The 19,530-nt window shown below is 42.4% G+C and carries 19 protein-coding genes; 14 read left to right on the top strand and 5 right to left on the bottom strand.

Going from position 1 to position 19,530, the window contains the following annotated elements:
- Nucleotide 1 precedes the first annotated feature (1 nt).
- The 6 genes from ACLOAU_RS25440 to ACLOAU_RS25465 all read left to right on the top strand — a co-directional run bounded on the left by ACLOAU_RS25440 (nt 2) and on the right by ACLOAU_RS25465 (nt 5,145).
- The gene (locus ACLOAU_RS25440) at nt 2-820 is read left to right on the top strand and encodes an outer membrane protein assembly factor BamD (RefSeq protein WP_427864727.1); all 819 of its coding nucleotides are present in this window, start codon (nt 2-4) and stop codon (nt 818-820) included.
- Nucleotides 795-1,136: a DNA-directed RNA polymerase subunit omega gene (locus ACLOAU_RS25445; protein ID WP_427864728.1), complete on the top strand. Its 342-nt coding sequence runs from the start codon at nt 795-797 to the stop codon at nt 1,134-1,136. Before ACLOAU_RS25440 ends, ACLOAU_RS25445 begins: the two co-directional genes overlap by 26 nt.
- Before the next feature lie 207 nt (nt 1,137-1,343).
- Nucleotides 1,344-2,552: a bifunctional phosphopantothenoylcysteine decarboxylase/phosphopantothenate--cysteine ligase CoaBC gene (gene coaBC, locus ACLOAU_RS25450; protein ID WP_427864729.1), complete on the top strand. Its 1,209-nt coding sequence runs from the start codon at nt 1,344-1,346 to the stop codon at nt 2,550-2,552.
- A 1-nt stretch (nt 2,553) separates the two neighbouring features.
- Nucleotides 2,554-2,937: a DUF4296 domain-containing protein gene (locus tag ACLOAU_RS25455; protein WP_427864730.1), complete on the top strand. Its 384-nt coding sequence runs from the start codon at nt 2,554-2,556 to the stop codon at nt 2,935-2,937.
- 24 nt (nt 2,938-2,961) lie between these two features.
- On the top strand, nt 2,962-3,792 hold the full coding sequence (locus ACLOAU_RS25460; protein ID WP_427864731.1) for an aminotransferase class IV: 831 nt from the start codon (nt 2,962-2,964) through the stop codon (nt 3,790-3,792).
- 45 nt (nt 3,793-3,837) lie between these two features.
- Nucleotides 3,838-5,145, top strand: a complete 1,308-nt coding sequence (locus ACLOAU_RS25465) for a cryptochrome/photolyase family protein (RefSeq protein ID WP_427864732.1) — start codon at nt 3,838-3,840, stop codon at nt 5,143-5,145.
- A gap of 11 nt (nt 5,146-5,156) precedes the next feature.
- On the opposite strand, the gene ACLOAU_RS25470 is transcribed toward ACLOAU_RS25465, so the two are convergent.
- From ACLOAU_RS25470 to ACLOAU_RS25490, 5 genes are all read right to left on the bottom strand, one after another.
- A complete protein-coding gene (locus ACLOAU_RS25470) occupies nt 5,157-5,960 on the bottom strand; it encodes a 1,4-dihydroxy-6-naphtoate synthase (RefSeq protein ID WP_427864733.1) in 804 nt (267 codons plus the stop codon).
- Between the two features lie 44 nt (nt 5,961-6,004).
- Nucleotides 6,005-6,664, bottom strand: a complete 660-nt coding sequence (gene mqnB, locus ACLOAU_RS25475) for a futalosine hydrolase (protein ID WP_427864734.1) — start codon at nt 6,662-6,664, stop codon at nt 6,005-6,007.
- Nucleotides 6,665-6,709: 45 nt separating this feature from the next.
- Nucleotides 6,710-7,393 carry a hypothetical protein gene (locus ACLOAU_RS25480; RefSeq protein WP_427864735.1) on the bottom strand — a complete coding sequence of 228 codons (684 nt, stop codon included), beginning with the start codon at nt 7,391-7,393 and terminating at the stop codon, nt 6,710-6,712.
- Nucleotides 7,394-7,408: 15 nt separating this feature from the next.
- Complete coding sequence (locus ACLOAU_RS25485; RefSeq protein ID WP_427864736.1) at nt 7,409-8,422, bottom strand: alpha/beta fold hydrolase; 1,014 nt, start codon at nt 8,420-8,422, stop codon at nt 7,409-7,411.
- Between the two features lie 148 nt (nt 8,423-8,570).
- The gene (locus tag ACLOAU_RS25490) at nt 8,571-9,707 is read right to left on the bottom strand and encodes a helix-turn-helix domain-containing protein (protein ID WP_427864737.1); all 1,137 of its coding nucleotides are present in this window, start codon (nt 9,705-9,707) and stop codon (nt 8,571-8,573) included.
- 164 nt (nt 9,708-9,871) lie between these two features.
- Here ACLOAU_RS25490 and ACLOAU_RS25495 point away from each other — a divergent pair, with 164 nt between their 5' ends.
- The 8 genes from ACLOAU_RS25495 to ACLOAU_RS25530 all read left to right on the top strand — a co-directional run bounded on the left by ACLOAU_RS25495 (nt 9,872) and on the right by ACLOAU_RS25530 (nt 19,388).
- On the top strand, nt 9,872-10,282 hold the full coding sequence (locus ACLOAU_RS25495; protein ID WP_427864738.1) for a 6-pyruvoyl trahydropterin synthase family protein: 411 nt from the start codon (nt 9,872-9,874) through the stop codon (nt 10,280-10,282).
- Between the two features lie 59 nt (nt 10,283-10,341).
- The gene (locus ACLOAU_RS25500) at nt 10,342-10,755 is read left to right on the top strand and encodes a 6-pyruvoyl trahydropterin synthase family protein (protein ID WP_427864739.1); all 414 of its coding nucleotides are present in this window, start codon (nt 10,342-10,344) and stop codon (nt 10,753-10,755) included.
- 43 nt (nt 10,756-10,798) lie between these two features.
- Nucleotides 10,799-11,395: a GTP cyclohydrolase I FolE gene (folE, locus tag ACLOAU_RS25505; RefSeq protein ID WP_427864740.1), complete on the top strand. Its 597-nt coding sequence runs from the start codon at nt 10,799-10,801 to the stop codon at nt 11,393-11,395.
- 56 nt (nt 11,396-11,451) lie between these two features.
- Nucleotides 11,452-12,342, top strand: a complete 891-nt coding sequence (gene fabD, locus ACLOAU_RS25510) for an ACP S-malonyltransferase (protein WP_427864741.1) — start codon at nt 11,452-11,454, stop codon at nt 12,340-12,342.
- 246 nt (nt 12,343-12,588) lie between these two features.
- The gene (locus tag ACLOAU_RS25515) at nt 12,589-13,185 is read left to right on the top strand and encodes a TetR/AcrR family transcriptional regulator (protein ID WP_427864742.1); all 597 of its coding nucleotides are present in this window, start codon (nt 12,589-12,591) and stop codon (nt 13,183-13,185) included.
- A gap of 212 nt (nt 13,186-13,397) precedes the next feature.
- Nucleotides 13,398-14,573, top strand: a complete 1,176-nt coding sequence (locus tag ACLOAU_RS25520; RefSeq protein WP_427864743.1) for an efflux RND transporter periplasmic adaptor subunit — start codon at nt 13,398-13,400, stop codon at nt 14,571-14,573.
- A 122-nt stretch (nt 14,574-14,695) separates the two neighbouring features.
- Nucleotides 14,696-17,857: an efflux RND transporter permease subunit gene (locus ACLOAU_RS25525; protein ID WP_427864744.1), complete on the top strand. Its 3,162-nt coding sequence runs from the start codon at nt 14,696-14,698 to the stop codon at nt 17,855-17,857.
- Between the two features lie 94 nt (nt 17,858-17,951).
- Nucleotides 17,952-19,388 (top strand): efflux transporter outer membrane subunit, encoded by a 1,437-nt coding sequence (locus ACLOAU_RS25530; RefSeq protein ID WP_427864745.1) that lies wholly within the window; start codon nt 17,952-17,954, stop codon nt 19,386-19,388.
- Nucleotides 19,389-19,530 lie beyond the last annotated feature (142 nt).

Raw genomic sequence — 19,530 nt, forward strand, 5'->3', positions numbered from 1 at the left:
TATGAGATTTGTAATCGCTGTTTTTTTGGTAGCTTCTTTAGTATCCTGCGGACCGGGCATGAACAAGATATTAAAGAGCAAGGATCCTGCATTTAAGCTTAAAATGGCAGATCAGTTCTATGCAAAGAAAAAATGGATGAAGGCTTACACTATTTATGAAGATGTAATCCCCTATTACAAAACAACGCCCCAGTTTCAGGATATTTATTACAAGTACGCCTATACCACTTTCAACCAAAAGGACTATGCAAATGCAGAAAACCTTTTTAAAACCTTCCTCGAAAGTTTTCCTAACAGCCCCAGGGCCGAGGAAATGGAGTATATGCGGGCGTATATCTTTTACCTGCAGTCACCCAAAGCAGAATTGGATCAAACAAATACCTACAAAGCGATCAGCAATCTTCAAACCTTTGTCAATACGCACCCACAATCAGTTCGTATTACAGAGGCCAATCGCTATATTGATGAATTAAGAAAGAAACTGGAAATAAAAGATTATAAATCGGCGATGCTATATTATAACATTGGTGAGTTCAGGGCTGCAGGGGTTACTTTTTCTACTTTGCTGGATAATCACCCGGAATCTCTGATAGCCGATGAGTATAAATACATGGTGGTGAAGTCTTTCTTTCGTACTGCAGAACTTACAACTGCCATAAAAAAAACAGAACGTTACAGAGACGTGATCAATGAAGGAAATGAGTTTATTGAGCGTTTTCCTGAAAGCAAATACCGTAAAGATGTAGAAAATTACATCTCTTTATCAAATACAGAAATACAAAAATTTACAAATAATGAGCAAGTTAAGACGACAACTTAGCGCCGGCATCCCCAGCAACGTGGAAACAAAAGACCTGGGAAGCATTAAACGCAAAACCGGTAATCTTTATGAATCGATCGCCATTATTGCTAAAAGAGCAAACCAGGTGAACATTTCTATTAAAGAAGAGTTGCACAATAAGTTGGATGAATTTGCCAGCCACACAGACTCTTTGGAAGAGATTCATGAAAATAAAGAGCAGATCGAAATTTCCAGAGCATACGAAAGAATGCCGAACCCAGCTTTATTGGCTACTTACGAGTTTTTAGACGATAAAGTATACTTTAGAAAAGCAGAAGACGAACTGTTTAGCTAGTATATTTTAGCATAAAAAATTAGAACCACAGTAACATTTTAAATGGCTGTGGTTTTTCTGTTTTAAATATTTTTGTAGTCAGGCTGGTAGTTTGATTGTTTATATTGCGTCTTCAATGGGATGCATGTGTAAACTATAGCTTGCCCATGCATCGCGTCTGGTGGCTACGTTTCAGGGTCTGTAAACAATAATTAAAACTCATCTACTTTGTTAGAAGGCAAAAAAATATTGATCGGTATTTCGGGCAGCATTGCGGCCTATAAAATCATTTCACTTGTTCGCCTGCTGGTAAAGCAGGGCGTAGAGGTTAAAGTGATTATGACCAGCGCCGCTAAAGATTTCGTGTCTCCTTTAGTGTTATCCACACTTTCGAAGAATGAAGTGCTCGCGGACATCTTTGCTGAAAATACCTGGGCCAATCATGTACAACTGGGCAGATGGGCCGATGTAATGTTGATTGCTCCTTTGAGTTGTAACACCCTGGCCAAAATGGCCAACGGCCATTGCGATAACCTGTTACTGTCCGTTTACCTGTCGGCCACCTGCCCTGTTATAGTGGCTCCGGCAATGGATGAAGATATGTGGCACCACCCCTCTACACATCGCAATCTCGAGCTTCTTAAAAAGGATGGTGTTATGATTATTCAACCGGGCCATGGCGAACTAGCCAGCGGTTTGTTTGGTGATGGGCGTATGGAGGAGCCTGAAAACATTATCACCTACCTCAGCAATTATTTCAACAAGAATAAAGGCAGGCTGGCAGGTAAAAAAGTACTGGTTACTGCCGGTCCAACCCATGAAGCTATAGATCCTGTTCGCTTTATTGGCAATCATTCTTCTGGTAAAATGGGTATTGCACTAGCAAAAGAATGCAGAGACAGAGGGGCTGAAGTAGTATTGGTTTTAGGCCCGGTGGCCCTACCTGCTGAGTATGCAGGCATTACAGTTATTAAAGTAACTTCTTCAGACGAAATGTATAATGCCTGCCACGATCATTTCAAAAAGGTTGATATAGCGTTAATGGCAGCGGCCGTGGCAGACTATAAACCGGAGGTTGTTAGTGAGCAAAAGATAAAGAAAGCAGGCGATGCTACTCCTGAATTAAAACTGGTCAAAACAAAGGATATCCTCAAAAGCCTGGGCGCTATTAAAAATGATCGCCAGGTATTGTTAGGATTTGCATTGGAAACCAATAATGAAAGAGCCAATGCTTTGGAAAAATTGAATAAAAAAAATGCAGACTTTATTGTATTGAATTCGCTAAACGACGGGGCAACGTTTGGTAGCGACGTTAATAAAATCACCATATTTACCAGGTCGGGCGCAGAAATACAATTCGATTCTAAAAGCAAAACGGAAGTAGCTTCAGACATAGTAAATACCATACTGGATCATACAAAAACTTTAAGCATTTAACATGCACAGATATTTATATATTTTAGGTTTACTGCTGGCCCTTACATCCTGCAGCGGCTCTGCTGATACACTTCCCAAAGAAAAAATGGAAAAAATAATGTGGGATGTAGCTCAAAGCAGTGAATTGCTAAACGGGTATGTTTACTATAAATACCCCGAACAAAACCGGGCAGCGTTGAATGACGCCATGCTTCAAAGAGTATTTAAAATTCACAACGTTACAAAAGAGCAGTTTAATAAAACGCTGGATTACTACGAGAAAAGACCGGACGAACTAAAGACTATAATCGATACCGTTGTAAGCCGGCAAAAAAGAGCATTAGGAAAGGATACCGGTTCTACTGCTGCACCAGTATTGAACAAGGATGGCGCGCCGGCTATTTAATCACAACAATCAAACCCTCAGCATTTGACCGCCCGAAAAATTTGTTATAACGGCATCTATCACAATGAAACAGACCCGGTATTACAGGCGGGCAATAAAAGCTACCGTTATGGCTATGGGTTCTTTGAAACCATCAAAGTTTGGAAAGGCGCCCTTGTTTTAGACGAATACCATCAAAAAAGAATTGAGAAGAGCCTTCGTCTATTACAATACACCCTGCCCGCTCATTTTAACATTAAGCATGTCTTCAACCAGGCTGTACAACTCTGCGAAAAAAATGGATGCGCCCATGCGGCCCGTGTAAGGCTTTCCTTTTCCAACGGTAATGGCGGCCTTTTCGACGGAGATGATCAACTTCAATATATCATCGAAGCATGGCCTTTGGAACCTGCTAATAATGATTTTAACGAAAATGGACTGGTTACCGGCTTCTTTCCCGAAATAAAGAAAAGTTGTGATAGTTACGCAAATATTAAGTCTGCTTCTGCCCTGCTTTATGCGGTGGCAGCCAATTACAGCCAACAGCAAAAATGGAATGATTGCATTATTTTAAATCAACGCGAAAACATTTGCGAAACCATTATAGCCAACTTATTCTGGATAAAAGACGATCGCATATTTACACCCGCATTAACTGAAGGCTGCGTAGAAGGTGTAATGCGATCTTATCTTATTGACCAGATCGGCACCGTAACCGAGACGCCCTGCCATACAGCAGATCTTTTGCAGGCAGACGAAGTGTTTTTAACAAATGCTATCCGCGGTATACGATGGGTACGAAGCATTGAAGACGCCAATTACAAGGGAAGCATTTCCAGGAAATTGCATGAACAACATATCAAATCACTTTTTTAAAAAAGGTTCGTTTTTTGCTATACTTTAGCCATCAAATCAATCACTTTGAAAAGAGAAGCCGTAAGTATATTTTGGTTCAGGAGAGATCTTCGTCTTGAAGATAATGCAGCATTGTACCATGCTTTAAAAAGCGGTAACCCGGTACAACCTGTTTTCATATTTGACACGCATATTTTAAATGAGCTGGAAGATAAGACCGATCAACGCGTTACATTTATTTACGAAGCGTTGCAACAGATTCAGGAGCAGCTTATACAATTGAACGCCACATTAGATATACGTTACGGTACACCGGAAACTGTTTTTAAAACCCTGGAAAAAGACTACGATATTCAAAGTATTTTCCTGAACCAGGATTACGAGCCTTATGCAAGGCAACGCGACAATACAATTTACAGCTATTTTAAAGAAAAGGGAATTGCGGTAAAAGGTTTTAAAGACCAGGTGATATTTGAAAAAAATGAAGTGCTGAAAAATGATGGTAAGCCTTATACGGTTTACACTCCTTATTCTAACAAATGGCTATCTCTTGTTACCCCCTTTTTTCTTAAGCCCTACCCTACTAAGAAATACTGGATTAATTTCTATAAGCGCCCTGAAATACCCTTCCCTTCGCTGGAAAAACTGGGATTTAAAAATATCCGCACTACGTTTCCATCAGGCAACCCCGATTCCGGTCTTATAAAAGATTACGACAAAACGCGCGATATACCGGGCATTAAAGGAACTACAAGAGTGAGTGTACATTTGCGATTTGGTACGATTAGTATTCGTAAGCTGGTAACCAGGGCCGGCAAACTGAATCAAACCTACCTGAAAGAGCTGATCTGGCGCGAGTTTTACCAAATGATCTTATTTCATTTTCCTGATGTGGTAGATACTTCCTTTAAAAAAGAGTATGATAAAATACAGTGGAGAAATAATGAAAAGGAATTTGAAGCATGGTGTAACGGTCAAACAGGCTATCCCATTGTTGACGCAGGTATGCGGGAGCTGAATGCAACCGGCTTTATGCATAACCGGGTGCGTATGATCACAGCTTCTTTCTTAACCAAGCACCTGTTAATTGACTGGCGCTGGGGTGAGGCCTACTTTGCAAAAAAGTTGCTGGATTATGACCTGGCTTCCAATAACGGTGGGTGGCAATGGGCAGCAGGTAGTGGTTGCGATGCCGCACCTTACTTCAGGGTATTCAATCCCTATATACAAACAAAAAAATTTGACGGCGATCTCAAATATATCAGGAAATGGGTCCCTGAATTTGAGCATCAGGATTATCCTGCCCCGATTGTAGAACACGATTTTGCACGTAAACGCTGCCTGGAGGTATATTCAAAAGCCTTGAAAAAGTAAGCTTTGATTTATTACTTACTGCTTTTTTCAAACACCGTTTGCAATACATCGATGGCTTTTTTACCATCCACACCGAGGTCGAGGCTGTAATTATTTACATAGAGCTCAATATGCTGGCGCATTACATCCTCGCTCATCGCCTGCGCATGCTCTTTCACATAATTTGAAACCTTGGGATAAGTATTAAATGATTGCTGCAAACTTTGATTGATTAGTTGATTAACCTGCTCATATATATCATTACCCAAAGACTTTTTGATGACAATTCCACCCAGGGGAATGGGCACCCCCATCTTTTCTTCCCAATGCTGCCCTAAGTCCAGCACTTTATGCAATCCTTTTTGCTGGTACGTAAACCTGTTTTCATGAATGATCACACCGAGATCGGCTTCTTTGTTTACTACCGCATCTTCAATTTCATGAAACACCCGGAACGCTTTATTAACGGCATCCGGGAAAGCAAAGCTAAAGAGCAGGTTGGCTGTTGTATTTACACCGGGCAAAACGATCGAAGCTTTATTGACATCATCATTTGAGAACTTTTGATCGGCATGAGCAATCAATAATGGCCCCACTCCTTTTCCTAAAGCGCTTCCTGCATTCAATAACCGGTAAGTATCTGCGGTTTTAAAGTAAGCAGGAAAACTTAATTTGGTAATATCCAGCTTCCCCTCCAGCGCCCAGCGGTTTAAAGTTTCCACATCTTCCAATACCGGGTCGAAAGTAATATCACCGGTATCAATACCACCGTTCACAAGGGCATCAAAAATAAATGTATCATTAGGACAGGGAGAAAAACCAATTGTCAAAACCATATCGATTGAAAATATAAAATTTAAAAAGTATCGGGCCGTTAAATCTACAAGAGGGAGCTGCTGCCTATTTGCTCAGCTATCCTAACCAGCTCTTTGTTTAAATTGCCAATGGCATCTTTAAAGTTCCATTTGCCTTTGTCCCGCTCTCCCACATAATTAGATATTGACCTGATTTGCAGGAATGGGACTTTTTCCATCAACGCTACATAATGCAATGCCGCGCCCTCCATTGATTCCACTACAGCACCCTGTGATTTCAACAACCGGATCCTGTTTTTGTTCGTAGTAACTTCATTTACGGTTACACCAACCACAGCTTCCATACCAGCTATACCCTGTATCTTTTTATGTGGATTTCTTAAACTGCCGTTAGTGAAAGGTTTTTGCCCCGGAGCAATAAATCCCATATCAAATACAGACTTCCACTGTTTATGCTCTTCTACCCCCAGATCAGCAAAACGTTCTTCTTTTACAACAAGTACTTCTCCCAACGGGTATTTACGGTCAAAACAGCCCGCTATACCCGCCTGTATGAGCATTGAAGGCTGGTATTGTACAATTGCTTTTAGCATATTATATACAGAAGGCGCAGCACCTATGCCTGTAATGGCAACAGGTATACCTTTTTTTTTCAATACCGGCAAAGATGGAGCGATCTCCATCTTTGTGGCAGCCACTATTAATATACGGTTCTTGTCCTGCATAAGCAGCAAAGTTCTTACTTTATGAGTAATAATCAGCGGAGATAATTAGTGTTTCGCACGGATCGGTATCTGGTAGTTATAACCTAATTGCACATAAAAGGGCAACATAGGTCTTGATTTAAAGTCTTCGGCTACTATGCTCCCCAACCGAAGCGCCAGTACATTTCTATTAAAAGAAAGACCGGTTCTTAAACCATAGCTAAAGTTGCCGCCGGTGGGCGGATGGTACCAGCCGTTCTTTACCAGTGGAAACTCTTGTTCATAGCTGGCGGAATGTTGAAAATGTGTTACGATGGCTTTATCAAATCCGGCTTCGGCTGCTGCAAACCAACGGGATTTGTACAGCCCCAGCGATATTGACATTTTTGCGCCGAAGTTTTTGGCCGTAACCAGGTCGTTTTGGAACCGCCTGTAGATACCCTGCACTTCCGCAGTTGCGCGCAAACCTCTCCATTGAAGCACCTGCATTTCGATACCATACTGCGTAGCAAAGTCATCAAGAGGTTGATTGCCCGAGGGAACAGAGAAACCGAGTTTAGCCACCAACGGAAAGCTGGTACCCGTTTTGTATGCATAGCCTACTCCATATACCACCCCATAGTCCGCTCCAATATGAGCGTTTACAATATGAGCTCGCCCGGAGTTGGCCCAGTTAATAGTTTGGGCTGATGCAGGTTGCATAAACAGGCAGATGCATACATATATGATGCATGAAATTATTGATTTCATTAAGATAAGTTTGGATTAAAATTTTTTCAGGTAATTAAGTATTGCGGGCAGTGTTATTTGTTGCCATGCACTCTTATTGGTTATAATTCCATCGTGGCCTACACCGGCTATTTTTATTTTTTCTACCGTATTGTAGGCTGTTGTTATTCGGGCGGCCCAGCTATCGGGGTAAGCTTTGTTTCTTTCGCTGTAGAAAAAAAGAACGGGTTTATTGAAACGATTGATCCCTTTTGAGAAATCTGTTTTATACTTATCACCTGCTTCATAAAGCGCTTCAGATATAACGGCGCCATCACGCCAGGAAAAGCTGGGATCAAAATCGGCTTCACCGGTAATTTCATTCCTTGACGAAAGCATGGCCATCTTATAATCCAGAATAGCATGCTGATCTTCTTTGGATGTGATAAACTGATCGAGATAAGTAACATTATTCAGGGCTTCACCCCATATATTAAAGGATCTGGACCTTTTTACATAGTCCGCAACATCAGCCCATTTCAGGCCACCAGGTTCACACACGATCAACCCATCCACCAATTCAGGGTTTCGCCCGGCATACCCCGAAGCCAACATTCCTCCCCAGGAATGCCCCAAAAGAATCACTTTTTGCCGGGGGCTTTTTTTATAATGGGCAATTACAGCACCTAGTTCATCATACATTAAATCCACGGCTGCCTCTCCCAGGGAAATAAAAGACCTGCGCGGGAATCTTTGTGAGAGCCCGCTCCCTCTTTGATCATAGAAGGCAACACGATAGCCTTGACCGGCCAGATCTTTGCAATTCAGGAGATACCGGTAATCTCCTCCCGGGCCTCCATGAATCGCCACAACCAGGGGAGCATTTTCCGGTCCGAAGGCCTCCGAATGTAGCAGTGAGCCGTTCACACGGATCGATGGGATGCCAGGATCTTCATCCGCCGTTTTTGGAACAAGATTACCCGGCTCATCAATGTATTTATCTTTTGTTGAGCATCCGTAAACCAATACGGCTAAAAGGGCCACTATCAACCCCGTTTGTTTTACAATCATATTTGCATTTTTAGTTCAACGCAAAACTGGGTAAAACAAAAAAATAAAGCGGCTCAACTTACAATATGAGACCTCTTTTTGAAAATAATCAAACAATTGATTACAAGAAAGTTATGAAGAACGAGACTGATTAATGAAGCATGAGACGCTATTGATTAGCAGGTGCCGTGTTTTTCATGTGTTCGGTAGGACTGAAGCCTGTATGCTTTTTAAAATTCCGGTTAAAGGATGCTTTGGAATTGAAACCACATTCGAAGGCCAGGGAAAGAAGTGTATACTTTTGGCTCTCCGGATTATTTAGAGCTTTCAAAAATGCTTCTATCCGAAGCGCATTAATATAATCGTAAAAGGTCTTACCTTCTATCGAATTGATCGCCTGCGATAGTGTATTGGGATGCACTGCTAACCGGTCACTCAGTTTGCCCAGTGTCAATTCAGCGTCTCTGAAAAGAGATTCCGTTTGCATCAGCTTAAGCATATCCGCGTGTATTTTCTCAATAGTCGCTTTGGTTACACCCGACTTTTGATATTTAGGAACGTCAGGAGGCAAATTTGAAACGGCCGCTTCCCGGGGAAGCTCTTCTTGATATGGCATCGGCGCCTGCTTAACAAGCATGTCGCTGTTCAATATCCCCACCTGCTTGATTCCAAAATACCCGATAAACAAAATGAAAAATACAACAAACGTATAGATCAACCGGTCATCACCCCAGATAACAATGAGCCAGATGATGCTGATACCTATTATAAGATAGTATAGCCAGTTTAAATTGATCTTTTCTGTGTCTGAAAATAAGTTGAGAATATTTCTCCGGTGTTTTTTTAAGTAATATAATGAAAGACCTATATAACTTATTCCTGACAGAATAATGGTCACGAATATATACAAGGCCGGCTCCTCATAACCTTTCCCGTTGTTTTGATATACCCATATCTTTTCTGCAGGCGGTCTCAGAAAAAATCCTGACAGCGAAAGATACACGATCAACACGGGAACAAAATGACCAGCCCAGTAATACCTGGCCGGAAATTGATTCGTCAATGCTGCTGTATACAAAAACAGGAACGGGCCATGAACCAGCGGTAAGGGAATTTCGATACCAAGTAAATAAGGCCAATCCTGATATTGTTGCGTTTGTACTATATAGAATAGACTAAGATGTATACCCAGAACGAAAAGCCATGTTGTTAAAATATAATCGGCTTTGGTTTTACCTCTTTTGGTGATCAAAAGAGAGGACAAAAAGAAGGTAATAATGATCCCGGTTAAAAAAAGGATAGGCACAAAATGTTTTTTGAAGCCCGTAAAAATACAGGAAATACGCTAATATACCGGATACTGAGATGCCTGGCGGCAGGTTATTTTATGGAACATAGCAGGGTTTTCACCGAACCCATTTAAATATAAAGCCGTTTTATTTTTTAAAAAATCGATAATTTTGATTTTCTATGGTATATCTTACGAGACAGGAACATTTTAATGCAGCGCACCGCCTTTACAATCCGGCCTGGGACAATGCAAAAAATGAAGAAGTGTTTGGCAAATGTGCGAATCCTAATTGGCACGGACATAATTACGACTTACTAGTGACAGTTAAAGCAAAACCCAACTACGATACAGGTTTTGTTTTTGATGTAAAAAAATTGAGCACGATCATCCGCGAGCATGTTACTGAAAAGCTCGATCATAAAAACCTGAATGAAGATGTTGATTTTATGAGGGGGAAAATGTGCAGCACAGAAAACCTTGCCATTGAAATTTGGAAACAACTGGAACCTCATATTCCTCCGGGCATACATTTACATTGTATTAAGCTATACGAAACTCCGCGTATTTATGTGGAGTATTTTGGGGAATAGTCATCATCAAAATCCTCCGGCGGGGTTATTACTTCAATCATTATTCATCAATCATCACCATGAAAGTATCCGTATACAGACAGGAACATTTCAATGCAGCGCACAGACTCTACAATACAGATTGGGATGAGTCGAAGAATGCTGCTGTGTTTGGCAAATGCGCCTACCCTAATTATCATGGTCATAATTACGACCTGGTAATAAAGGTAACTGGAGACCCTGACCCTCAAACGGGCTTTGTCATGGATATGAAAGAGCTGAGCGATATTATCAAAAAAGAAGTGTTGTCAAAGTTTGATCATAAAAACTTAAACCTGGATACAGAAGAGTTCAAAACGCTTAATCCAACTGCCGAAAATATTGCGATTGTTATTTATAATCTTTTAAGACCTCATATAGAACCGTCTTTAGACTTGCAGGTTCGTCTTTATGAAACACCCAGAAATTTTGTAGATTATCCGGCAAATGGATAATTTTAATATATCATAATTATATTGACATACTTAACTAATACCCATGTCCTACAAGAAGATTGAGACATACGATGAAGCTACTACGGAAGGCCTCATTAAAAACTACAAAGAAGTTTTACAGCTTTTAGGTGAAGATCATGAGCGGGAAGGATTACTGAAGACGCCCGAGCGCCAGGCCAAAGCCATGCAATATCTGACGCAAGGGTATCAGCTGGATGCCCATGCTATTATTAATTCGGCCAAGTTTCATGAAGACGTAAGCGAGATGATTGTAGTAAAAGATATAGAATTATACAGTATGTGCGAGCATCATGTACTTCCATTCTTTGGAAAGGCCCACGTAGCCTATATCCCTAATGGTTGGATTACAGGTCTGAGCAAGATTGCCCGGGTGGTTGATGTATTTAGTCGCCGCCTGCAGGTACAGGAGAGGCTGACAGTACAAATAATGAATGCCATTAAAGAAACGCTTAACCCATTGGGCGTGGCAGTGGTTATTGAAGCGAAACATTTATGCATGATGATGCGCGGTGTTCAAAAACAAAACTCGGTAACTACTACTTCAGCTTTTGACGGTGAGTTTCAAAAAAATTCTACCAGAAGCGAATTCCTGAAATTGATCACTGCCGACCTGCACTAAAGAGAGCACAGCTGCTTTTGAATTTTATTACTCCGAAAACAAAGAAATTTATCAAAATGAAACATGCTATTATATTTCCAGGCCAGGGCTCTCAGTTTGTTGGCATGGGAAAAAACCATTACGAACTCAGTGTATTTGCAAAGAAATTATTTGAGCAAGCTAATGAAGTGCTTGGGTTTCGCATTTCAGATATCATGTTCGAAGGAACTGAAGAAGATCTGAAACAAACCCGTGTTACGCAGCCTGCTGTTTTCCTGCACTCCATCATTGCGTACAGAACTATTGAAGATGCTAAACCAGATATGGTTGCGGGTCATTCTTTAGGAGAATTTTCTTCATTGGTAGCCAATGGAACTTTAAGCTTCGAGGACGCGCTGCAGCTGGTATCCATACGGGCAGGCGCCATGCAAAAAGCCTGTGAGATCCAGCCGTCAACTATGGCCGCAATTATCAATCTTTCTGACGAAAAGGTGGAAGAGCTTTGTGCCGAAACACAAACAGAAACCGGGGAAATTGTGGTGCCGGCTAACTATAATTGCCCGGGCCAGCTCGTTATAAGCGGTAGCCTGAAAGGGATTGAAGTGGCCTGTGAAAAAATGAAAGCGGCCGGAGCTAAAAGAGCATTGGTATTGCCCGTTAGTGGTGCATTTCATTCGCCGCTTATGGAGCCAGCTAAAAAAGAATTACAGGATGCTATTGAAAAAATAACCTTCCATACTCCTGTTTGCCCGGTTTACCAGAATGTGGTGGCAAAACCGGTAAGAGACAAGGATGAGATCAAAGAGAACCTGATTGCTCAACTTACCGGCGCCGTTAGATGGACCCAAAGCGTGCAGGCGATGATTGCGAATGGAGCTTCTAAGTTTACAGAAGCCGGACCTGGAAAGGTTTTGCAGGGACTGGTACAAAAAATCGACAAAACAGTTGAAGTGGCAGGTGTTAGCTAAGCGGATCACCCATTGGTAAGTCCGTTAAATCATCAACTTATATCAGGTATTTAACTTACAAAAGCTACGCTTAATAGACTATATTAGGTGTAGCTTTTTTCATTTTCGCCTTCATGCAGTAACTGATCCACCCTACCCCAAAATCTCCCTGGAGAAGGTTAATTTTTAATTATCAGAAAAAAAAATTGGAACTTAACGAATAACACCGTTAACTTTGCTAACACTGTTAGGAAAACGGAATAATTTATGAGTGTATCCGAGCGCAAATTAAGAGACAGGGAAATGACCCGTAAAAAGATCATTGATGCAGCATTGCACCTGGTGAAGAATGAAGGATGGGAATCGCTGTCTATACGTAAAATAGCGGATGCCATAGAATACAGCGCGCCGGTTATCTATGACCATTTTGTTAATAAAGAAGCAATTCTTTTTGAAATATCTCAGGAAGGCTTTAAGCTCTTGTTGGCAAACATTCACAAAGCCATTTCTAAAGAGAAGTCCCCGCAGGACGAGTTGAAAGCGCTGGTAGACTGCTATTGGAAATTTGCGCTTAAAAACGGGAGCTACTTCAAACTCATGTTTGGCATAGGTATGCCTTGTTGTGGAGAAGGCAAAATGAAGACAGAGTTTGAAGCCCTGCAGGATCTTATTTACGAGATCATAAAAAAAATAATTGTTGAGAAGAAAACCAATATAGAATCTGCGTGTTATAAAACACATGCTTTTTGGTCGGCAATACATGGTTTTACTTCGATCATGATTACAAGAAGTGCCGATGTTCCTCAAACGATGAACGTATCGGTACTTGATCAAATGGTAGTGAACATTATAGAAAACCTTTAAGTTCCAAAAAAGACAATCATCCAGACAATAACAATTTCTTAAACACATTCCCGCAAAGAATGATGACGGGTTATGGAGTTATCGCTCCGTACACAGGGATTGAATTGCCCTAACAGGATCACTGTACTCCCGTATCATCAGGCTACGCATCACTCCGTTGGCAGGTAACCCCCGGAGAATGGATCTTTTTGACTAAAAAATCAAATCTACAAATGAAAACAAGAACACATACACCCCTCATGAGCCTGTTGGCGCTCACGCTTATTGGATTGTCAACATTACTGCAAAGCTGCACCAGCGGATCGGCAAATCCTGGGCCTCAAAACCAGCCACCGGCACTGCCCGTAATGGGCGTTCCTATATCACCTGTAACTGTTTACCAGGAATTTTCTGCTTCGCTTGAAGGAAAAGTGAACGTGGAAATACGCCCGCAGGTAGATGGCTACCTGGAAAAAATCTACGTAGACGAAGGTGCTTATGTCACAGCAGGTCAGCCTTTATTTAAAATTAATGGCCAGTTATATAATGAAGTACTGAACAACGCAAGAGCAAATGTACTTGCTGCACAAGCCAATGTTCAAAAGGCACAGGTAGACCTTGACAGACTTCAGCCGTTGGTGGACAATGCCGTTATATCTGATGTGCAATTGAAGACAGCGAAAGCCAATTACAACGCAGCTACCGCAGCACTCGCACAGGCCAGAGCCATGGTGGGTAATGCGCAGATCAATGTGGGCTACACAACAATTAAAGCACCGGTTAGCGGTTATATTGGTAGCATTCCTTTCAAAACCGGGAGCCTTGTGGGCCGGGGCGAAGCACAGCCTCTTACCGTGGTGAGCGAGGTGAATACAATGTATGCTTACTTCTCTATGAGTGAACCAGACTTTATTGCTTTTAAAAACAAGTACACCGGTGAAACCATTGAACAGAAGCTGAAAAACGTTCCCTCAGTTGAATTACTCCTGGCTGACAATACGGTTTACCCACAGCAGGGAACAATAGAACTGGTACAGGGACAATTCGATAAAACCATTGGTGCTATTACTTTTCGCGCTGCATTTCCAAATCCCAACAAAGTATTAAGAAGTGGTAATACAGGAAAGATCAGGTTGCCACAGCTTTTTAACCAGGTGTTGGTGGTACCGCAGGAAGCCACATTCGAAATACAGGATAAAGTATTTGTATTTACGGTGGACAATAACAACAAGGTAGCCAGTAAACCTATTGGTCTTTCCGGTAAAAATTCTTATTATTATTTCGTAAACAAAGGGCTTTCTCCTGGTGAAAAGATTGTGCTTTCGGGCACAGGCAATCTAAAAGAAGGTACTCAAATTCAACCCCAATGGGTGTCGGCAGACAGTTTATTAAAGGTCAATCCTATATAACAAAGCTTCATTAATCAGAACCAGCATACCGCTATAAAAGAGCAGTATGAAAGTGACAAGATGGTCACTTCAGGGAATTCTTATCCCGGTTATTTTAAGCAAGCACCCTACAACTACATATCATGCTACAAAAATTTATACAACGTCCTGTATTATCGACAGTAATTTCTATCATCCTGCTTTTATTAGGCATACTGTCTCTCTTTGCGCTTCCTGTTACATTATTCCCTGATATTGCTCCTCCAAGCGTACAGGTAACTGCAACTTACCCGGGAGCCAACGGTGAAGTGGTTGCCCGTTCGGTAGCTACTCCTCTTGAAGAGGCCATTAATGGTGTGGAGAATATGACCTATATGACCTCCAACTCCAGCAACGACGGTACCATGACCCTGACCGTATTTTTCAAGCAGGGCACTGATCCCGATATCGCATCGGTGAACGTACAAAACAGGGTATCCAAAGCGGTAAACCAAATTCCGCAGGAAGTAGTGCAATCGGGTATTGCTACTCAAAAAGTACAGAACAGCTTTATCATGTTTACCGGGCTTTACAGTGAGGATAGCACCCAATATGATGAATTATTCCTCGAAAATTTTCTTAAGATCAATGTCATTCCGCAAATACAGCGCATTCCCGGAGTAGCACAGGCCCAGGTGTTTGGCGCCAAAGATTACTCTATGCGTATATGGCTGAAACCCGACCGCCTGGCAGCTAATAATCTTTCTCCCCAGGATGTATTGGGTGCTATCAGGGACCAAAGCCTGGAAGCCGCACCGGGCCGCCTGGGTCAGAACAGCGAGGAAATATTTGAATATGTTTTGAAGTACAAAGGCAAGTTGAACCAGCATGAAGATTATGAGAATATAGTGATCAAAGCAAATGCCAATGGCTCCGTACTCAAACTGAAAGACCTGGCCCGTGTGGAGTTTGGCGCTTTTACCTATAATGCCAATAACCGCTTAAACGGAAAACCTGTTGCAGGTTTTGCAATACTACAAACGGCAGGCTCCAACGCCAATGAAATTCTTACCGAGGTAGAAAAGCAACTGGAAGAATTATATACCACGATGCCCAAGGGTATTAAACCTGTTACGATGTACAATTCCAAGGAGTTTTTGGATGCGTCCATTTTCCAGGTGCGTGAAACATTGATCATCGCATTTATACTGGTGTTCATTGTTGTATTTATTTTCCTGCAGGATTTCCGCTCAACACTGATACCTGCTATTGCAGTGCCAGTGGCCATTGTAGGAACTTTCTTTTTCCTGCAGTTGTTTGGTTTCACGATCAACCTCCTTACATTGTTTGCACTCGTACTGGCCATTGGTATTGTGGTGGACGATGCCATAGTTGTAGTTGAAGCAGTGCACGCAAAAATGGAACATAAAGACATGCCGGTGCGCAAGGCCACTGTGCAGTCTATGAATGAAATTTCCGGGGCCATCATTTCAATCACCCTGGTAATGGCAGCAGTATTTGTACCTGTTGGTTTCATGCAAGGTCCGGCTGGCGTATTCTACAGGCAATTTGCTTTTACCCTGGCCATCGCTATTCTTATTTCTGCGGTGAATGCATTAACATTGAGCCCTGCCCTTTGTGCGCTGTTTCTTAAGAACCCGCACAAACCCGGTGAAAAAGGTCATCCACACGAGAAAAAAGGTTTCCTGGCGCGCTTCTTCGCTGCGTTCAACGCAGGCTTCCGTTCTTTAACCAACCGATACGTAACCAGTCTCCGGTTCCTGATCCGCAGAAAATGGGTAGCCATTGGAGCGCTCGTACTTATTTCAGGTACCAGCTACTGGCTCATCAAAACAACGCCAACCGGGTTTATTCCCACCGAAGACCAGGGCTTTGTATTATACGCCGTAAATACGCCTCCCGGAAGTTCTTTGCACCGTACCCATAAGGCAACAGAAGCCATCGATCAAATTATCAAAAAAGAACCCTCCGTTAATAACCTTTGGGTAGCAGATGGTTTGAACTTTATCAGCAATGCCAGCGCATCGCCCTACGCGGCAGGTTTCATAAGGCTGAAAGATGTGAATGAACGCGGCGATCTGAAAAACCCTGATGAGATTGCAGCAGCATTAACCGGCAAGGTAACTTCGGTAAAAGATGCTAATACCTTCTTTTTCAATTTCCCGACAGTACAGGGCTTTGGTAATGTAAGCGGATTTGAATTTATGCTGCAGGACCGTACTAACGGACCATTGGATAAACTAGGCAATACTGCAGGTGCTTTTATCGGCGCCCTGATGCAGCGTAAAGAAATAGCTTATGCCTTCACTACGTTTGCTGCAGGCAATCCACAATATACCATTGAGACGGATTTTATCAAAGCCAAGCAATTGGGCGTGTCCGTAAGCGAATTGATGCAGACCATGCAGATCTATTTCGGTAGTAGCTTTGTATCTGACTTTAATCGCTTTGGTAAATATTACCGCGTAATGGCTCAGGCAGATATTCCTTACCGGAAAGACGCTGCTTCCCTGGATGGTATTTTTGTAAAGAATAATCTCGGTGAAATGGTACCGGTTAAAACCCTGGTTACCCTTAAACGTGTATTTGGACCGGAAACCGTAACCCGCAACAACCTCTTTAATGCCGTTACCATTAATGGTGTTCCCAAACCAGGCTTTAGCACCGGTGATGCAATCCGTGCCATTGAGGAAACTGCAAAAACCGCCTTACCAAGGGGCTACTCTTACGAATGGACGGGTATTACGAGAGAGGAAAGAAGCGCCGGTAGTCAGCAGATATATATCTTCCTGCTCAGCATCATCTTTGTATACTTCCTGCTGGCCGCGCAATATGAAAGTTATATCCTGCCCCTGGCAGTTATTCTTACAGTACCTGCCGGTATATTAGGCGTGTTTATGTTTATCGGCTTTGCCGGGCTTGAAAACAATATTTATGTTCAAATTGGGCTGATCATGCTGATCGGGCTATTAGCCAAGAATGCCATCCTTATCGTAGAATATGCAGTTCAACGGCGGAAGAGAGGAATGAGTTTGGTAGCCTCTGCGCTGGAAGCCTCAAGACTCAGGCTACGCCCGATACTAATGACATCCTTTGCCTTTATTGTTGGTATGTTACCGTTGATATTCGCAAAAGGTGCTTCGGCTATCGGTAACCACTCAATTGGTTACAGTACCGTGGGAGGCATGCTTACCGGCGTGTTGCTGGGTGTATTCCTCATTCCTGTACTATATATTATTTTCCAGTATCTGCAGGAGAAAGTAGTATCGAAAAAAGCAAGTGAAGAAAACTGGGAGCTTGAATAGTATAACAGTTGTACCGCTTCAGAGAAAATAGTAACAATGCTTCCGTTCGTCAAAACCAAACGAGGCATTACTGTAAACCATAAATGGATAATAAATGAACTTTTTTAAAATGAAAAATAAAGGCAGGCTATATTACTTAACGCCCATGTTTATAACGCTCCTCATAGCATCCTCCTGTAAAGTAGGTCAGAATTATAAACGCCCGGAGTTGAACCTTCCACAGGAATTTCGCGCCGTGGCTACCGCCGACACCAGTAGCATTGCTGATGTAGAATGGAAATCGTTTTTTACCGACCCTACCCTGCAATCGCTTGTTAACAAAGGTATCAGCTACAACTATGATCTGCAGGTCGCTTTAAAGCGTGTATCAGCATCTGTTCAAACCTTAAAGCAGGCAAAGCTGCTGCAGTTACCGCAGGTAAGCTTCAGCGTGACAGCCCAAACGACCAACCCATCCAACAACAGCTTAAATGGTTTAAGCATTGGTAGTTTTATTGGCCAACAGCATGTAGAGGATTTCAATGCAGCGTTCAACCTTTCCTGGGAGGCCGATATATGGGGCAAGATCCGTCGTCAGCAGGAAACAACCATGGCTAATTACCTGCAGACCTACGAAGCTTCAAAAGCAGTGCAAACCCAGGTAGTGGCCAATATTGCACAGGGATATTATAACCTGCTGATGCTGGATGAGCAGCTGGATGTAGCAAAGAGAAATCTTTTGCTTGTTGACAGCACACTCTCTTTTACCAGGCTACAACGCAATGCAGGCGAGGTAACAACACTAGCTGTACAGCAGGTAGAAGCGCAAAAGCAACTCACACAACTGCTGATTCCTCAACTGGAGCAGAACATTGCCATACAGGAAAACGCACTCAGTATCTTAACAGGCAGCCTTCCGGCTCCTGTAGATCGCAGCAAAGGGCTTTTCCAGGCCAATATACCCGAATGGCTCTCGCCGGGTATTCCATCGGCCATACTAAGCCGTAGGCCCGATGTACGAGCTAAAGAATTAGAGCTGGTGGCAGCTAACGCAAAAGCCGGCATTGCCCAGGCAAATATGTACCCCAGCTTATCCATTAGTGCGCAAGGTGGCTTAAGCTCTTACCTGGCCAATAACTGGTTCAATATACCTGCTTCATTGTTCGGTACTGTATTAGGCAGTGTTACACAACCCGTGTTTCAGCAACGCCAATTAAAAACACAACTTGAGATAGCCAAAATCCAAAGAGAGCAATCTGTTCTCGAATTCAGGCAGTCGGTTTTAGGCGCTATAGGTGAAGTATCGGACGCACTCGTTTCAACTGAAAAACTAAAAGCTCAAAAACAGATAGCAACAGCTCAATCGGATACGCTAAAGCATGCTATTAAAAATGCACGCCTTTTATTCAAAAGTGGTATGGCCAGCTATTTGGAAGTATTATCAGCACAGGCTAACGTATTACAGGCAGAGCTTAACCTGGCCAATATTCACCGCTTACAGCTTAGTGCTGCGGTAGATTTATATCGCTCACTGGGAGGCGGATGGAAATAAGTGGTAGCGGCTACAATACAACTGAAAAGAAGGCTTCGTTTGGAGCCTTCTTTTTTATTATACCGCTAGTTAGTGCGAGCTTTTTACATTAAAAATTGGGGAGATCATTTTGATTCATTGGGAGAACGTTACCACTTCAAAA

Source organism: Paraniabella aurantiaca, from assembly GCF_050309965.1.
GTDB lineage: Bacteria > Bacteroidota > Bacteroidia > Chitinophagales > Chitinophagaceae > Niabella.

What these genes read in the sequence shown, in the direction of transcription:
- ACLOAU_RS25480 (WP_427864735.1), bottom strand. Translation starts at nt 7,393, where the DNA reads ATGAAATCAATAATTTCATGCATCATATATGTATGCATCTGCCTGTTT.
- ACLOAU_RS25495 (WP_427864738.1), top strand. Translation starts at nt 9,872, where the DNA reads ATGGTATATCTTACGAGACAGGAACATTTTAATGCAGCGCACCGCCTT.
- ACLOAU_RS25455 (WP_427864730.1), top strand. Translation starts at nt 2,554, where the DNA reads ATGCACAGATATTTATATATTTTAGGTTTACTGCTGGCCCTTACATCC.
- mqnB (WP_427864734.1), bottom strand. Translation starts at nt 6,664, where the DNA reads ATGCAGGACAAGAACCGTATATTAATAGTGGCTGCCACAAAGATGGAG.
- ACLOAU_RS25515 (WP_427864742.1), top strand. Translation starts at nt 12,589, where the DNA reads ATGAGTGTATCCGAGCGCAAATTAAGAGACAGGGAAATGACCCGTAAA.
- ACLOAU_RS25470 (WP_427864733.1), bottom strand. Translation starts at nt 5,960, where the DNA reads ATGGTTTTGACAATTGGTTTTTCTCCCTGTCCTAATGATACATTTATT.
- ACLOAU_RS25440 (WP_427864727.1), top strand. Translation starts at nt 2, where the DNA reads ATGAGATTTGTAATCGCTGTTTTTTTGGTAGCTTCTTTAGTATCCTGC.
- ACLOAU_RS25525 (WP_427864744.1), top strand. Translation starts at nt 14,696, where the DNA reads ATGCTACAAAAATTTATACAACGTCCTGTATTATCGACAGTAATTTCT.
- ACLOAU_RS25530 (WP_427864745.1), top strand. Translation starts at nt 17,952, where the DNA reads ATGAACTTTTTTAAAATGAAAAATAAAGGCAGGCTATATTACTTAACG.
- ACLOAU_RS25520 (WP_427864743.1), top strand. Translation starts at nt 13,398, where the DNA reads ATGAAAACAAGAACACATACACCCCTCATGAGCCTGTTGGCGCTCACG.
- ACLOAU_RS25500 (WP_427864739.1), top strand. Translation starts at nt 10,342, where the DNA reads ATGAAAGTATCCGTATACAGACAGGAACATTTCAATGCAGCGCACAGA.
- ACLOAU_RS25445 (WP_427864728.1), top strand. Translation starts at nt 795, where the DNA reads ATGAGCAAGTTAAGACGACAACTTAGCGCCGGCATCCCCAGCAACGTG.
- folE (WP_427864740.1), top strand. Translation starts at nt 10,799, where the DNA reads ATGTCCTACAAGAAGATTGAGACATACGATGAAGCTACTACGGAAGGC.
- fabD (WP_427864741.1), top strand. Translation starts at nt 11,452, where the DNA reads ATGAAACATGCTATTATATTTCCAGGCCAGGGCTCTCAGTTTGTTGGC.
- ACLOAU_RS25485 (WP_427864736.1), bottom strand. Translation starts at nt 8,422, where the DNA reads ATGATTGTAAAACAAACGGGGTTGATAGTGGCCCTTTTAGCCGTATTG.